Origin of the sequence: Flammeovirga sp. SubArs3 (assembly GCF_947387565.1) — a bacterium.
Classification (GTDB): domain Bacteria; phylum Bacteroidota; class Bacteroidia; order Cytophagales; family Flammeovirgaceae; genus Flammeovirga; species Flammeovirga agarivorans.
Map to the genome: position 1 here is coordinate 117,440 of NZ_CANDOA010000013.1, position 17,638 is coordinate 135,077.

At 34.0% G+C, this 17,638-nt stretch carries 10 protein-coding genes; 6 read left to right on the forward strand and 4 right to left on the reverse strand.

From position 1 onward, the window contains the following. Nucleotides 1-49: 49 nt before the first annotated feature. Both mutL and ettA read right to left on the reverse strand, forming a co-directional pair. Nucleotides 50-2,077: a DNA mismatch repair endonuclease MutL gene (gene mutL / locus QL232_RS24805; RefSeq protein ID WP_281616197.1), complete on the reverse strand. Its 2,028-nt coding sequence runs from the start codon at nucleotides 2,075-2,077 to the stop codon at nucleotides 50-52. Nucleotides 2,078-2,231: 154 nt separating this feature from the next. Continuing rightward, nucleotides 2,232-3,920 carry an energy-dependent translational throttle protein EttA gene (gene ettA, locus QL232_RS24810; protein WP_168883485.1) on the reverse strand — a complete coding sequence of 563 codons (1,689 nt, stop codon included), beginning with the start codon at nucleotides 3,918-3,920 and terminating at the stop codon, nucleotides 2,232-2,234. Nucleotides 3,921-4,399: 479 nt separating this feature from the next. Between ettA and QL232_RS24815 the strand changes: the two genes are divergently transcribed. From QL232_RS24815 to QL232_RS24840, 6 genes are all read left to right on the forward strand, one after another. Then, on the forward strand, nucleotides 4,400-6,232 hold the full coding sequence (locus tag QL232_RS24815; protein WP_281616198.1) for a DUF349 domain-containing protein: 1,833 nt from the start codon (nucleotides 4,400-4,402) through the stop codon (nucleotides 6,230-6,232). Between the two features lie 211 nt (nucleotides 6,233-6,443). Further along, entirely contained in the window at nucleotides 6,444-7,307 is an 864-nt protein-coding gene (gene gldN / locus QL232_RS24820; protein WP_281616199.1) for a gliding motility protein GldN, read from the forward strand. A gap of 95 nt (nucleotides 7,308-7,402) precedes the next feature. Beyond that, nucleotides 7,403-12,784 carry an alpha-2-macroglobulin gene (locus tag QL232_RS24825; RefSeq protein WP_281616200.1) on the forward strand — a complete coding sequence of 1,794 codons (5,382 nt, stop codon included), beginning with the start codon at nucleotides 7,403-7,405 and terminating at the stop codon, nucleotides 12,782-12,784. Nucleotides 12,785-12,854: 70 nt separating this feature from the next. Further along, nucleotides 12,855-14,537 carry a BamA/TamA family outer membrane protein gene (locus QL232_RS24830; protein ID WP_281616201.1) on the forward strand — a complete coding sequence of 561 codons (1,683 nt, stop codon included), beginning with the start codon at nucleotides 12,855-12,857 and terminating at the stop codon, nucleotides 14,535-14,537. A gap of 316 nt (nucleotides 14,538-14,853) precedes the next feature. After that, nucleotides 14,854-15,414, forward strand: a complete 561-nt coding sequence (locus QL232_RS24835; RefSeq protein WP_168883480.1) for an RNA polymerase sigma factor — start codon at nucleotides 14,854-14,856, stop codon at nucleotides 15,412-15,414. Further along, nucleotides 15,395-16,531 (forward strand): outer membrane beta-barrel protein, encoded by a 1,137-nt coding sequence (locus QL232_RS24840; RefSeq protein WP_281616202.1) that lies wholly within the window; start codon nucleotides 15,395-15,397, stop codon nucleotides 16,529-16,531. Before QL232_RS24835 ends, QL232_RS24840 begins: the two co-directional genes overlap by 20 nt. Nucleotides 16,532-16,601: 70 nt before the next feature. On the opposite strand, the gene QL232_RS24845 is transcribed toward QL232_RS24840, so the two are convergent. Together QL232_RS24845 and QL232_RS24850 are read right to left on the reverse strand one after the other, a co-directional pair. Beyond that, nucleotides 16,602-16,862, reverse strand: coding sequence for a hypothetical protein (locus tag QL232_RS24845; RefSeq protein ID WP_168883478.1), 261 nt, complete (start codon nucleotides 16,860-16,862; stop codon nucleotides 16,602-16,604). Next, nucleotides 16,822-17,442, reverse strand: coding sequence for a sigma-70 family RNA polymerase sigma factor (locus QL232_RS24850; RefSeq protein ID WP_168883477.1), 621 nt, complete (start codon nucleotides 17,440-17,442; stop codon nucleotides 16,822-16,824). Before QL232_RS24850 ends, QL232_RS24845 begins: the two co-directional genes overlap by 41 nt. Nucleotides 17,443-17,638: the final 196 nt, after the last annotated feature.

A 17,638-nucleotide genomic window follows, 5' to 3' on the forward strand; every position in this document is an offset into this window, starting at 1 on the left:
TATTTCCTTCAAGGCTTTTTTATTTATGTAGATTTACGTTTAAGTAAAATTATCTCAAATTAAATAGACCTTCAATCTGAGCTGTATCCATTAAAACAACAGTCTTTTTACCTTCAGGTGTATAATTAGGAGAAGTGCAAGAGAACAATTGTTCGATCATTGATTTCATTTCTTGAAGCTCCAAAGGCTGTCCACTTTTTATACAAGCCCTTTTTGCTAACGATCGAGCGATATTTTCGTTGGCAGAAATTCTCAACTCTTCCTTGTTGTGTTTTAATTGTTCGATAAGTTCTTCGATGATTTCCTGTTCATCATTTCCTTGAATTAAAGTAGGGATACCTTTAATAACGACAGTATCATTTCCTTCAAGTTCAAAACCAAAACCTAAAGCGGCAATTTCTTGACTATACTCAGTGAAAATAGCGAAATCAGATAAGTTTAATACGACTTTTTTAGGAAATAATAGCTGTTGAGAAACACCACTACTATTTTCCATCTGACTTAAAAACTTTTCGTATAAAATACGTTCATGTGCAGCTTCCTGATCCATTAACATCACACCAGACTTTACTTGATACATGATGTACTTATGGTGTAACTGAATTGGAATTACATTATCAGAAGGAAAGCGATCGACTTCCTTTTGAACGTTATCACTTTGTTCTAAATCATTTGCTCTACTACTGTAAGTAATAGGTTCTTCAGGAGTTTCCTCTGAAGAAAAGTTATTTGCAGAGGAAGTTTCTTCTATAGGAGACCATGGCGTAAAGTCAGGCATATCATCCGAAGGCTGATTCCATGAATTTAAGCGAGAAGAAACTTTAACATAATCATCAGAGGATGTATTGTCTCTTTGATCGAAAGAAACATTGATTGCAAAATCATCTACACCATTACTACCAGAATTTAAATTATTACTTTCTGATGTAAAATTATTATCCGAATTTGTTGATGGTAAGTCCGGAATATTAGAAGTTAAGTCTGACTCAATAGGAGGGATCATACTTCCTTTTGATGTAATTCCAGATGTAGGAGTTCCATCTTTCGCAAAGTTTACATCTATACCAAAATCAATTGATGGTGTTATGCCATAACTAGCAAGAGCTTGTTTAACAGCAGCACTAACTATTGCGTATGTAGTACGTTCATCTGCGAATTTAACTTCTGTTTTTGTTGGATGAACATTGACATCTACGTCAGCAGGGTCACATTCAATAAACAGTAAGTAAAAAGGGAAGGTATTTTCTGGAAGAATACTATCATAAGCAGTCATGATCGCATGATTTAATGCAGAATGCTTGATGTATCTACCGTTAACAAAAAAGAATTGTTCTCCTCTAGTTTTTTTAGCGTTTTCGGGTTTACCGATATAACCTTTGACCTTAATTACATCCAAGTCTTCATGGCAAGGGTATAATTGTTCTTGGTAAGATTTACCAAACATAGAAACAATTCTCTTTGCAATGTTACCACCTCTAAGATTATAAAGTTCCTTATCATCGGAAATCATAGTCATCGAAATTTCAGGGTTAGCCAAAGCTACTCTTTGAAACTCATCGATAATATGCTTTAATTCTACCGGGTTCGATTTTAAGAACTTTCTTCTTGCAGGAACGTTAAAAAAGAGGTTTTTGACAGAGAAACTTGTTCCTTTTGGTGTTTGAGTAGGTTCCTGATCTTTTACCTCAGAACCTTCAATATCAACTAAAGTTCCTAGTTCATCCTCCTCTCGTCTTGTCTTAACAATAACTTGTGCAACTGCAGCAATAGAAGCTAGCGCTTCACCTCTAAAGCCAAAAGTATTGATATTAAATAAATCAGATGTAGTCTGAATTTTAGATGTAGCATGACGTTCAAAACTCATACGTACGTCAGTTTCAGACATACCGCAACCATTATCGATTACTTGTATAAGCGTTTTACCAGCGTCTTTTACCTTAAGTACAATAGAATCACTGCCAGCATCTATGGCATTTTCTACCAACTCTTTGACAACTGAAGCGGGGCGCTGTACCACTTCACCTGCAGCTATTTGGTTGGCTAATGATTCAGGTAATAAACGAATAACGTCTTGCATACTTTCTATTTAAGAAATACTTTTTGATCTTAATGAGTCATCTATTAATTGATGAACACCAATTACAAAAATAAAGGCTTTTCGGTTGAAAAAAAATGCTTTAATTACTAATAGATAGTAAATAAAGCATCTTTTTAATATTCAGTGAAAAAAATTATTTCATTAACTTTTTGTACTTCAATCTTTTTGGTGTGATATCACCAACTTCCTCTCTTCTTTTTGCCTCATATTCAGTGAAGTTACCTTCAAAATAGCGAACTGTAGAGTCGCCTTCGAATACTAAAAGGTGAGTAGCTAATCTATCAAGGAACCAACGGTCGTGGGAAATAATTACTGCACAACCTGCAAAGTTTTCTAAAGCTTCCTCTAAAGAACGCATTGTATTTACGTCCAAGTCGTTGGTAGGTTCATCAAGAAGAAGTAAGTTAGAACCTTCCTTTAACGTCATGGCTAACTGAACTCTGTTTCTCATACCACCAGATAAATCACCTACCTTTTTCGATTGGTCGTTACCAGCAAAGTTGAATTTTGAAACATATGATCTTGAATTTACCTGCTTTCCACCAATATCCATCAGTTCATTACCTCCGGAAATAGTTTCCCAAACTGTTTTAGAAGGGTCCATTAAAGCATGTTCTTGGTCGATGTATCCAATTTTTACTGTATCACCAACGTCAAATGTTCCTTCTAATGGTTTTAGTTGACCAGTGATTAACTTGAATAAAGTAGTTTTACCAACACCGTTTGGCCCAACGATACCAACAATACCACCTTGCGGAAGAGTAAAGTTAAGGTCTTCATATAGTAGCTTATCTTCAAAAGCCATCTTTACACCCTTAGCTTCTATCACTTTACTTCCCAAACGAGGTCCTGCAGGAATGTAAAGTTCTAATTGTTGTTCTTTCTCCTTCGATTCTTCATTGAGTAAGTTCTCATATGAATTTAAACGAGCTTTCTGTTTCGCTTGTCTACCTTTTGGTGACATTCTAATCCAGTCTAACTCTCTTTCTAAAATCTTCTGACGTTTGCTTTCTTGTTTATTTTCTTGTGCTAAACGCTTTTGTTTTTGATCTAACCAAGAAGAATAATTACCCTGCCAAGGAATACCTTCACCTCTGTCTAATTCTAAAATCCATCCTGCTACGTTATCCAAGAAATAACGGTCGTGGGTTACGGCTATAACTGTACCTTTATATTGTTGTAAATGTTGCTCTAACCAGAATACAGATTCCGCATCTAAGTGGTTGGTAGGCTCATCAAGAAGAAGCACATCAGGTGCTTGTAATAACAAGCGACACAATGCAACTCTACGTTTCTCACCACCTGAAAGTACACCTACTTTTTGGTCTTCTGGAGGACAACGAAGAGCGTCCATCGCTCTTTCTAATTTATTATCTAGTTCCCAAGCATCCAATTGGTCTAATCTTTCTTGCACTTCACCTTGACGCTCGATCAATTTATTCATTGCATCTGGATCTTCAAGCACATCTGGATCTGCAAATTTTAAATTGATTTCTTCGAATTCTTGAAGTAAATCAACAGTTTCTTGAGCACCCTCTTGAACGATCTCTTTCACTGTTTTTTCAGGATCTAATTTAGGTTCTTGTTCTAAGTAACCAATGCTATATCCATCAGAGAAAACAACTTCACCTCTGTATTCTTTATCAACACCAGCAATGATTCTTAATAAAGAAGACTTACCTGAACCGTTAAGACCTAAAACACCAATCTTTGCACCATAGAAAAAAGACAGGTATATGTTTTTTAAAACTTGTTTATTTGGAGGGTATACTTTTGTTACACCCGCCATCGAAAAGATGACAGTTTCGTTGTTATTACTCATAAAATGTGAATATTTGAACTTAATTTTCGTATTTTACGTAAAAGTATATGATTACTTAGTTTAAATGCCAATAAAATGTTGCTATTTAATCATTAAAAATTTGCAAATCAGAAAGTAACACTGCAATTTGCAACATGAAATCACACTCTCTAAAATTACTGTTAATTATGGCATAATTTTGTTAGAGATTTTAACGTTCATTATTTATTTGAAATAATAAAAAGGAATTCAAAAAAGATAATTTAATTTTTACTATTATACTATTATAGGTAGAATAAAATAATAAAGTAATTAACATAAAATGTAGGTTTGTAAGAGACTATCGAAAAAAAACTATTGATCATTCACTTATTTAATTTTGATCATATTAATTGTTTAATACACTGTCATATTGACTCATGTATTAATAGATAATCCTTCACCAGTTTATTTAATCAACAGCTTTTATTATCATTTAAAAACCAAACAAGCGAAAAGCGATGTCAGATTCCCAAATTATCGAGCACAAGGACATTACAGAGTACGGCTATGTAAAAGATGGTAAAGTATTTTTAAGAGGATATTACCACTTCCAAGACAGAGAAATCGGTGTTGTTAGAGAAAGCGAAGAAGAAAGTTTACAATACTTTGTTGACCGTTTCAAAATGGTTACAGATAAAGTATTAGCAGTTCAAGAAGCAGTTCGTACTGCTGAGAACAAAGGTTCTTTCCTAATGAAGCTGATCCACATGCGTACTTATTTAGCTTCTTTCAATGGCCTTGGCGACTTTACACAACTGTACGAAATTATCAATGTATTAGAAGATGAAATCAATGAATACATTGCCGTTAACAGAGAAAAGAACTTAGAAATTAAAAATGCTCTTTTAAAAGAGGCTGAAGAATGGAAAGGTAGTACTGATTGGAAAACTGCTTCATTACGATTCAAAGAAATTAAAATGAACTGGATTAAAACCGGTTCTGCTCACAAAGAAATGGAAGAGCAACTTTCTGAGAAGTTTAATGCTGCAATGGATGAATTCTACCAGAACAGATCTAACTTCTATGCTCGCCAAAATGAAATGCATGAAGAGAGCATCGATCAATACGAAGCTTTATTAATTAAAGTAAGACGTATCAACCGTAATGGTGGCGGACAAGAGTTCGTTGACGATGTGAAGAAAATACAAAACGATTGGAGAGAAGTTCCTATGGTTCCTAAAAGGAAAATGGGATTCTTATTTAGTGATTTCAAACGTGAAACAACTAAATTCTTCCAATCATTAAATCCAGGTGGTGGATACGGTCAACGTGATGGCGGTGGATACCAACAACGCGGTGGCGGCGGATACGGTCAGCAACGTGGTGGTGGATACGGTCAACAACGCGGCGGCGGATACGGTCAGCAACGCGGTGGTGGCGGATACGGCCAACAACGTGGCGGCGGTGGATACGGCCAACAACGCGGTGGTGGCGGTTACGGTCAGCAACGTGGTGGTGGATACGGTCAGCAACGTGATGGCGGTGGATATCAACAACGCGGTGGTGGCGGATATGGTCAACAACGCGGTGGCGGTGGATACGGTCAGCAACGTGGTGGCGGATATGGTCAGCAACGTGGTGGTGGATATGGTCAGCAACGTGATGGCGGTGGATACCAACAACGTGACCGTGGTGGATACCAACAACGTGATAACGGTGGATACCAACAACGTGATAACGGTGGATACCAACAACGTGATCGTGGTGGTGACAACGGAGGTTACCAACAACGTAGCAACTATGCTCAACGTGAAGGTTTTGGAGGAGGAAATTCTCCAGCATACAGCACAAGAGATATGTCTTCTTCACCACAAAAGACTCCACTAGAGTCTAAGAAAGATTTGTTAGATACTGCTGAAAAGTACCTAAATGATGGTGCACCATTCAACATTGCTAACATTAAAACATTACAAAATGGTTGGAAATCTTTAGGTAAAGAACCATCTCAAGAAGATAAGGAGTTAAACTTACGTTTCCGTATCGTTTGTAACGAAATCTTTGAATCACACTTCTTAGAGCGTACAGCGAAGAACGAGGAGCCAGATTTATATAGCTTATCTGACTTTGAGCAATTGAAAATCAAATTAGATATCTTGAGAGAATCAATCCGTAAGGATGAGCAAGAGTTATTTGAGTTCAATGCGAAATATTCTTCGATTTTGTCTTCAGCTGCTGCTGAACAAAACTCTGAGAACTATGCTTTATACCAAGAGCGTAACAACTATGTGAACAAATTAAAGACGAAGCAACGTATTCTTAAGAAATTAGAGGATAAGTTATTAGCTATGTAATCTTTAGTTAGATATAAATATAAAAATACCCCTGGATGTACTTCTAGGGGTATTTTTATATAAATAGATTTCTAATTAACTAGTATCTTTGCATGGTGACTAAATAGATAAACATCTATTGTTTAAGAAGTAAATAACGATTTTAAAATGTGGCATGATATTTTTACCTAACTAAATATATTGCTTCATAAAACACTTGTTTAACCTCCATATGCGTATTATAAATCAACTATGTAGCCTTACCATTTGCCTATTATTAATCACTAATATAGCTAAGGCTCAACTTGCGGATACTCTTTCTAATCCACACTCGATGATGGATATTCAGAACTATGAGGTCATGTGGAAAAAATCTCTATGGTTTAGAGTAAACCTTCAGACAAAAATTAATAATGGATTCTTTGCTAAGAATCATGAGGTAACGAAAATTATTATTGATGCTGTAAAGGATGACAGGATTATTCCTTATTCAAGTGATACTCTAGATAACAGAATCTCTAAAGAAGAATTTTTGAGTAGATTGATTATCCCACAGACTGTAGGAGATATTTCAGAATATGAAGATGATGACGCTGCTTGGGGTGATGTTGACGGTGTAACTGTGAAAAAAGACAACGGTCAAAAACCTGGTGATGAATATTCTCCAGATCGTTTATGGGCAATTGAATTAAAAGTAGATAGAGTTTTTGATAAAAGAAGATCAAAAATGTATAACGACTTGGTGGCAGTGAACTTAATTATACCTGCTTCTGAAAATCCAAAAGGTATTGATATTGTATTAGGTTCATTCTCTTTTAAAGAATTGAATGATCAAGTATTTCATATAAAAAATCCAGAAGGCAAACTTCAAGAAGATCCAAAAGCCGTTTGGTACAATGGAGTAAATGCCGCTCAGCATAGAAACTTAGGTGATGCGTTTGCATTAGAATTATGGGATGGCCGTTTGATTAAATTTGAGAATCCTCAGGACAACTCAATCATTATGATGTATGGTAACGATCAGAGATCATTGTATCAATCACAAGAGGCAGTTTATAAGCTAATGGAATACGAAGCATTACTTTGGGAGTATTAATATATCAACCAATAAGAAATTTGAAAGCTATACGATTGAGTATAGCTTTTTTTGTATCTTTAGAATAGTAAACTAGATAAAACTTCATAACCATAATGAGACGTAACTTTATTTTTCTTTGTCTAACCCTCTTATGCTTTCAGGCCTGTAATAAGAGTTCTGAAGATTCCACAACTACTAAAATCACTTATGTAAATTTTAAAGATGAAATCTCTTTAAAACAGAATTTAGCTTTTACTTTTAGCGAGAAAATCAGAGAAGATAAAGTAAACGAATGGCTAGATGAATCGTTTGGGTATTTTACTATAACACCAAAAGTTAATGGTAAATACAAATGGACGGCAAAGAATTCTTTAATATTTTCACCAGAGTCCGGGTTTAATCCAAGTACTCAATATAAATTAAAATTATCTCCAGAAGCTTTTAGTAAGGAAGGTTTGAACTTAGAAGGAAATGAACTTTCGTATAGTTTCTATACACCTGAACTTTCAATAGAAGAATCTGAAACAGCATGGGCATTTGGTAAAAATAATCAGGCAGTACCTCATGTTACACTAAAGTTTAACTATGCCGTTTCTAGCAAAGAAGTATTTGAGAAAACAACAATAAAAGCTGGAGATAAAAAATTAAAGATATCACAGTATTCAACAGGTAACACTGATAAGGTTGTAATTAGTATTGATGATCATAATAAGAACAATCAGAATACTCCCATCTCAATAACTATCGCTCAAGGAATAAAGCTTTCAAAAGAAAGTAAAGGAGAAAAGGCAATAAAGGTAGATGGATTTATTCCGAAAGCGGAGGAATTATCGATTACATCGGTAAAAGGTGAATTTGAAGGAGGAGAAAATGTAATTATCATTAGATCTAATCAAAGCATCCAAACGAAAGGAATTAAATCATTAATTAGTGTTTCACCAAAAATTGCTTTTGAAGTAGAGAAGCTAGAAAGTGGTTTAAAATTAAAGGGTGACTTTCAAGCAGGAGAAGAATATGTGGTCACAATCTCTAAAAATGTAAAAGGGGTATTCAATACTACATTATCAGAAAAAGTAAAAGAGTATGTTGCTTTTGGTGAAGTAACTCCGAGTATTGCCTTTTTAGATAAGAATGCATTTTATATGTCTTCTAAAAGTGAGAAGACAGTAGACTTAAAAATCGTCAATGTTCCAAGAGTTGATATTGATGTTTATAAAGTATACAAGAACAACCTTTACAGTTACTTTGATAATAATCAACTATATCAAGAAAGTGAATATTATTATTCATCACCATCTTATTCGAAGTTAGGTGATAAAGTATTTTCTAATCATAATGTTTATGTCAGTGATCTAAAATCCAATGGGCATGTAAGAACATTGTCATTAGACTTTTTAGATGAATCAAGGTTTAATGGAGTTTATGTTGTTGAAGTTCGTAGTTCTAGTAAAAGGTACCTTGTATCTAGAAAACTAATTAGTATCTCTGACATTGGTCTGATTGCCAAGAAAGGAAAGAACAATATCTTCGTTTATGCTAATTCTATTGCTGATGCTACTCCATTACCCAATGTAAATGTGACTCTAGTAAGTAGTAATAATCAGGAAGTATATACTGTAAAAACAGGTAACGATGGTATTGCAAATTTTCTAGATCTAGATATCCATACAAAAGGTTTTAGAGTAGAGATGATCTATGCTGAAAAGGATGGAGATTTCAACTATATGAATTTCCGTCAGACAAGAATCTCTACGTCACGTTTTGATGTTGGTGGTAGATATCCTAACTCAGCATCACTGATGACCTTCATTTATGGTGATCGTGATTTATACAGACCAGGAGAAACAGTTTATTTTAAAGCCATTGTAAGAGATCAAAACTGGGATGCAGTAGCAGATCAACCTATCAAAGTAAAAGTATTTCTTCCAGATGGGAATGAGCTATTCTCAGAAAGAGCAACACTGAATAGTGAGGGAAGTTACGAAGGGAGTGTGAAATTGATGGATGCGACTGTTACAGGGTTCTATTCTATTGAAGTATCAACAGCCAATAATGTAGTATTAGCTTCTAAAAAGGTAAATGTTGAAGACTTTATGCCGGATAGAATTAAAGTGAAAACAAAGCTGAGTAAAGAAAAATACATGATTCTAGATGATATTAATTTAGAAGGAACAGCTTTAAATCTTTTTGGACCACCTGCAGCGAATAGAAATTATGAAGTGGACTTGGCATTAAGCCGTAAATACATTAATCCAAAAAATTATAGCGATTATGATTTTAATCTAGAAGGTAATTTTGATTTAAAATATAACGAACACCTTAGAGGTGGTAAAACAGATAAAGAAGGGAAGTTTACCGAGAGTTATAAAATCGGTAAGATCTATGATAACAGTGGTATGTTAAATGCCAAGTTATACACAACTGTCTTTGATGAATCTGGAAGACCTGTAAGAAGATTGAATTCTGTTCTAATTTCTACTCAAAACCATTATTTGGGTATTAAATATGGAGACCATTACATTAAGACTAGGAATAGGTTTAATGTACCTATTATAGCTTTGGATCCTTCGATGAATGTAGCTCAAAATGTATCTGCGAGAGTAGAATTAGTGAGACATGAATGGCACTCGGTTATGGAAAAAACGTACAATAACCGTTATAGATATGTTTCAAGACAGAAGGAAATCAAAGTAGAAGAGAAAGCATTAAAAATCTCTGGTAAGGAAACCAACTACTCATTTTTCCCGAAGGAATCGGGAGAATATGAAATGCGTTTGTACTTAGAAGGCTCTAATACATATGTAAGCAGATGGTTTTATGCTTATGGATGGGGAAGTGTTTCAAGTACTGCTTTTGAGGTAGACAGAGAAGGACGTATTATCATAGAACCGGAAAAAGAGATTTACAACATTGGAGAAAAAGCTAAAGTGCTTTTCAAAACACCATTTAAAGGTAAGATGTTGGTAACGATAGAACAGGATGAAGTAATCTCTCATCAAGTGATTGAAACTAACAATAGGTCAGCTTCTTTAGAAATTCCAATTGTTGAAGAACATCTACCGAATATTTTTGTTACAGCGACCTTAATTAAAGGAGCACAAGACAATGCTTTACCATTAACAGTAGCTCATGGTTTTCAGCCTATCAAAGTAACAACTAAGAAAAGAAACCTTCAATTATCAATAGAGGCACCAAAAGAAAGTCGTTCAAGAAGGTCTCAAACTATTGAAGTTCAAGCATCAACAGAAGAAAAAGATATTGAAGTTACAGTAGCTGTTGTTGATGAAGGTATTCTTCAAATTAAGAATTATAAAACACCTAATCCGTTTGATTACTTCTATCAGAATAGAGCGCTTCAGGTAAGGACTTATGATTTGTATCCAAACATCTATCAGTTTAAAAAGCAGGCATCAAGTTTTGGTTCTGATATGGCAAATTTGGGAGCGAGAGCAAACCCTATGACTAATAATAGAGTTAACCTAGTTGCTTTTTGGAGTGGAACATTAAAAACAGATAGTGATGGTAAGGTTTCATTCAAAGTTGATATACCAGAGTTTTCGGGTCAGTTGAGAGTTATGGCTGTGGCTACAAAAGGTAATTCATTTGGTAGTGCAGAGAAGTTTATCAAAGTAAAAGATCCTCTTGTTATGAGTACCTCGGTACCTCGCTTCTTGAGTCCAAAAGATGTAAATAATGCATCGATTATGCTGGCAAATACTACTAAAAATACTGTTCAGGTAAAGACCAAAGTAGAAGTAAGTGGTGCTTTATCTGTAAATGCCGAAAAATTAGAAACGGTAAGTATTCCAGCGAATTCAGAAAAACTATTATACTTTGATTTAACTGCTGATAATACAATCGGTGAAGGAAAAGTGACAGTAATTGCTAATGCATTAAATGAAGACTTTATTTCCGAAACGAATTTAAATGTTAGACCAGTTACCGCTTTACTTAAATCCAATGGATCTGGAGTGCTTAAGAATTCAACAAAGAAAGAGGTAAATCTAAAAGAAGACTTTATTGTATCTTCTCTTACAGGAAAATTAATATTAAGTAAATCGCCAGTTATTGAGTTTGCTAAAAGCTTAGATTACTTGATTATGTATCCTTATGGATGTGTTGAGCAAACCACTTCTAAAGTATTCCCTCAACTTTACTTAGGAGAAATTTCTGCAAGATTTGATAAGAGTGATCAGAAAGCAAATAGAGATTACTATATCAATGAGGCCATTAGAAAACTACAAAGTATGCAAATGTATAGTGGAGGACTTTCTTATTGGCAGGGTGGAACTTATGTTAGTTACTGGGGATCTGTTTATGCTTGTCATTTCCTTATGGAAGCAAAAAAGAGAGGTTACGATGTTGAGCAAAAAGTATTGAATAAACTTTGGAATTACATTTCAAGAGAAGTAAAATCGAAGAAGTCACATACTTATTACTTATACAATGCGAATGGTGAAAGAATCAAGCAGACATACTTTGATAAAACATCATTCTACGGATTATATGTATTAGCAGAAGCAGGAAAACCAGATGTTCCGACGATGAATTATTTCAAGAAAAACATCAAATCTGTAGATAATAGCTCAAAATACCTATTAGCAGCTACCTATTTGAGAACAGGTGATATGAAAAGCTTTAGATTATTATTACCATCTGGTTTTGGAGCACTAAAAGGAGAAAGAGAATTTGGTGGTAGTTTCTCATCATACATTAGAGATGAAGCTTTAATCTTAAATGCATTGGTTGATACAGATCCACAGAATAGTCAGATAGGAGTACTTACGAAAGAGTTAGCTACAGCTATGAAAGGTGAAAGCTATTTAACTACTCAAGAAAGTGCATTTGGTTTGATGGCATTAGGTAAAGTATTAAGCAAAGCTAAGCATCAAGATATTTCAGCTAAAGTAATTGTCAATGGTAAAGAAGTAGGATCTACTACTGGAGAAGACCTAATCTTATCCAACCAAGTGATTGGAAACACTGTCAATATTTCTACGACTGGAAACGGAGAATTATATTATTTCTGGGAACTGGAAGGAGTTAATGCTTCTGGGAAATTTAAACAGGAAGACAAAGGCCTGAAAGTTAGAAGAACGTACTATGATAGAAATGGTAATATCATAAGTTCTAATCAGTTTAAACAGAATGATCTTATTGTGGTAGAAATAGCATTACAATCTGAAAAACGAGAAGTTGAGAATGTAGTGGTAACAGATATGCTACCTGCAGGTTTTGAAATTGAGAACCCAAGGTTAGGAGATATACCTGGTATGAGCTGGACCAAAAATAAAGCATCATACCCTCAACATGTAGATTTCAGAGATGATAGAGTAAACTTCTTCGTAACAGCAAATAGTAGGCAAAAGAAGTTCTATTATGTAGTTAGAGCAGTAAGTAAAGGAACATTTAATGTCGGACCTGTAAGTGCAGATGCGATGTACGATGCTTCTTATCACTCTTATCATGGAGCAAAAAAGATAATCATTGATTAATAATCAGAAAACATATCAACAGCAAAAAAACAGAAATGGAAGAATTAAATTTCTTTCATTTCTGTTTTTTATGCTTCTAAATAACATTGCTTATACACAGGTAGAAGTAAAATGGGTGTATTACGATAATACATCAGAAAAGGAGAAACAATTACTTCAGAATAGTACTTTAAAAGATTCTTTGGATGCTGTCCTATTTGTAAATAAATCAATTGATAACATCATCCAAAATGGATATTTAACAGCAGGAATTGATAAAAAAAAGATCTCTCCAAACGAACATATTTGTAAGGTATATATAGGAAAGAGGTATGATGCATTGTATATCAATACTTCTTTGGTAAGTAATCAGATTTTGTCAAGTCGATACTGGAAAGGCACTTCAACGATAAAAAAAGTTTTGACCACCGACTTAGAGAAAGCCAAATATCAGGTAATTGAATATTTTGAAAATAATGGATACCCATTTACTAAGGTATGGATTGATTCTCTTCATTTTGTTAATGGAAATATTCATGGAAATCTTAAAATAAACTTAGGTGATGCTGTTGTATTAGATACTTTAATTGTAAAAAGGGATCAACCATTAGGCGTTCAAAAGAAATTCTTTGAAGCATATTTGGGGTTACATAAAGGTGATGACTTCAAACAAAAATCTGTAGATAAAGCAGAAGTGATTATTAAAGAAACACCATATTTAAAACTGACAGATGATATTGATGTAGTTTTCGAATATGGAAAAGCCATGGTAGAAATTCCATTAGAGAAACGAAAATCAAGTCGGGCCGACGGTATTATTGGTCTAGCTCCCAATGAAACTTCTGATGGTGGAGTATTAGTAACAGGACAAATACTTTTAGATCTTCGTAACCCTTTTGGTACAGGAAAGCGGTTTTATATTGATTGGAAGAAACCCGACAGTCACTCACAATGGTTTTCAGCTTCTTATGAACATCCTAGAATCTTTAGATCGCAATTTGATGTCTTTTACAACCTTGATATGCAAATTCAAGATTCAACGTTTATTAAGGTTGATAATGAAGTGGGAGTAAAAAGAAAAGTTTCAGTAAGAAGTGAGGTAGATCTAGGAGTAAAATTTGAAAGTAGTCGACTTTTGAGAGAAATTTCAGAATCCAGTGCAGATACATTAAATGATACACAAACAACGACTTATCATATAGGATATAGATGGGAAAACTTAGACGACCCATTAGCTCCAAGAAAGGGATTTAGCATTAAATCTAGAATTAGTGCAGGGTATAGAAATGTAATTTTTAACCCTTCATTTGATCAAAGTATTTATGAAGGTATTCCTGAAGTTTCTTCAATTATTAAGTGGCATTTAGATGCTTCATATTACTTTCAGATAAACCGATGGATGGATGGGTTACTTCGACTCAATGCATCACAAATGATCAATGATCACCTCTATCAAAATGAATTGTATCGTTTAGGAGGTTTCAGATCATTGAGAGGTTTTAATGAAGGAGAATTTTTTGTAGATCGATATGGGGTCTTAACTATTGAACCAAGAATAGGAATAGGGGGAGGTTCATACCTTTTCGTATTTTCAGATATCGCTTACATTGGTAATAACAATGAAACAGACCTGCCTATAGGTTTTGGAGCAGGTTTGAGTATGGAAACTAAATCTGGGATTTTCTCTTTGGCTTATGCGTTAGGTAAAACGAATTCGATGCCTATATCAACAGATTTAGCAAAAATCCATTTTGGCTTTATTGGTGTTTTTTAATTTAACTTTTGAGAGGTTTTTTAATTCACTTTAACTTAAATTTTTAAAGTGAATACTAATTCATGTGAAATAAAATAAAATATAAAGTATTAATAATCAGTAATTAATGTCTTTTTAATAGATTGAGTTTGGTTTAACTCTATTCAATTTTACAATTACGTGTGTCTATCTAGATAGGCATAATGACTTAAAGTAGCAGTACACAAAGAATAGTGTCAAATTAGGCAAATGAAAAATTTATCTACTGCCATAGTGTATACTGAAATATCGATTTTTTTATTCCTGAAATAGGGATAATTTAAAAACCTAACTCATCATGTTACAAGACGAAGCATTAATTAAAGGTTGCAAGAATGGCGACAAAAGGGTCCAGAGAAAACTATATGAACAATATAGCGGAGCCTTAATGTCTGTAGCTTGTCGTTATTCTAAAACAGAAGAAGATGCTAGAGATATTTTACAAGAAGCCTTTGTAAAAATCTTTAAGAATATCGGCACCTTTAGAAACGAATCCTCTCTCAAACACTGGATGCGAAGAATTGTAGTGAATACTGCGATTAACTTCCAAAGATCTAAATTGTACTTATATCCAATGATGGATGTAAACGATATGTATGATCTTAAAGAAGAGGCTATGGCCTTACATGACTATAGTTTCCAGGAATTATTAAACATGCTCCAACGTTTACCAGATGGGTGTAGGATAATCTTTAACCTTTATGCCATAGAAGGATACAAGCATAAGGAAATTGCAGAAATGACAGGAATTACTGAAGGAACGTCTAAATCGCAATTTGCCAGAGCAAGAAAACTTCTAAAATCTATGATTCATGATTCTGAAATAGAAAGATACAGTTATGCAAAAGAAAGAGGATAGACGAGATGATTTTGATATGGTGTGGCATGATGCCTTTCAAAACGAAAGTGTCAACCCTCCATTAGACTTATGGGATGATATAGAAGTTGAGGTGGATGTAATTAATAAAAAGAAAAATCACTTTACTTTTATAAGGTCCGTTGCTGCAATATTTACAGTAAGTATGCTGACTAGTTTCTTGGTAAAATATGATGCACCAAGATCTCAAGGAGTTGCATATCAATCCCCGATGATGTCAAAGGGTACTCAGATAGAAGAAGCTTCTGTTTTACCTACAAGGTTATTATCAACAGGTAGTGATCAGATTTCTACATTAGCTACACATCAATATACTTACAACAACAAGATTGTAGATGAGAACATTCCTCCAATCAATATTCAAGAAGTAGGTTTGTTAAATGATGGAGAAGAAAAAAGGAATAATGATAAGATGATTTATTCTGAATTAGGTGTAATAAAAAGAGAAAGTACTTCTAGTGCATCACATGCTTTTTTAACTGCTAAAAGTTCAATGCCTGTACCGTTTTCAGTAAAACAGAAAACAGCAGAGAAGAAATCAACATACTACGTTGGCGTAGAAGCAGGAGTTGCTTCAATTGATCCCAACATGAAATATGAAGGTCAAAAAATTTCTTCAACTACAACTGCTCCTGTAGTTACTTTAAAAGGTGGAGTGAAGTTCAAGAATAAGACCTTTATTGAGTTAGGTGTTCAATATGCTAAATATGCTTTTGATACAGATCTTCCAGAATCATCAGAAATTGTAGTAGATCAACAACAAATATCTGTGCCTGTTAAAGTTGGATATACGTTTGAAGGTAAAAAACTTGACTTGGATGTATTTGCAAGTGTTGCAGCCAATTTCAATGTGGATCAAGAAGTATCAGGGGGCTCATCAGAATTTCATAGATATATGATTGAAAAAGGAGTTGAAAATAAGGTGAATATGAGTGCAGCAATTGGTGCAGAATTAAATTACAAAGTAGCTCCAAATACATCTGTATCGTTAGGAACATCATATGGAACAACTTTAACCGAAGCGAGTAATCAAAATGATATTTCAACTCAACCAAATACAGTAATGTTGAGCATGGGTGTGAAATATAAGTTTATATAAATAATTGGGTTAGGAACATGAAAAAAGGCTATCAATATGATAGCCTTTTTTTGTTAAGCAATTTAGTTTATCAATTAGAGTCTTTGTTATCAATTGCCTTTTTGGCAAAATCCATAATATTTTTAATCGTCGAAGGACGAGGAGAAACTTCAAATTTGTCTAGGTGAGCCTTCGTTCGTAAGCTGTCACTAATAAAAGATTCACATCTAGGGTCTGATAAAACATCTTTTAGATCTTTATCAGTGAATAGAATATCCTGTTCATCTTTGTATAAAAGAAGAAGAGCTTTATTAAGATACTCTTTGTTTAATGTTTTTTTGTCTAATTGCATGATTAGAATTTTCGCTTTGTTGCTCCATCATTTTGCGAAGATTGATAAGGGCATAGCGCATTCTTCCTAGAGCAGTGTTGATACTAACACCAGTCGAATCAGCAATTTCTTGGAAACTCATTTGCATGTAATGACGCATTACTAATACTTCACGTTGTGATTCAGGTAAGCGTTCAACTAAAGCTTTTACATTTGCTTGAGTTTCTTTAAGAATTCTTTGATCTTCAATAGAATTTTCAGAGAAGTCTAAAGTATCAAAAACGCTACTACCGTCTTCCATCACAATAGTTGGATATCTTTTCTGTTTGCGGAAGTGATCGATAGCCATATTGTGTGCAATACGAGAAATCCAAGGCATAAACTTTCCCTCTTCATTATACTTTCCAGCTCTGATCATTTTGATCGCCTTAATAAAAGTATCTTGTAATAGATCTTCAGCTACGAATTCATCTTTTACGATTAAAAGAATACTAGTAAACAACTTGTTCTTATATTTATTAAGTAGTTGTTCAAAGGCTGCTTCATTACCGTTTAAGTATTGAGAAATAAGATCTTGATCTGTAATAGTATAATTTTTCATGCCTCGCGTATTAATAACGTTAACTCAAATATTTTTATTGCTAGCTATTCTGGTTTTATTTTAGAATAATGCAAATAGACTATGCAGTAGATGTATTAGTTCTTTAGTAAAAATCACATATTTCAAATGTTTGAAAATATTAATAATATTCAAATTTCTTCATCTAAGGATAAACGGCATTCATCGAATAATTCCG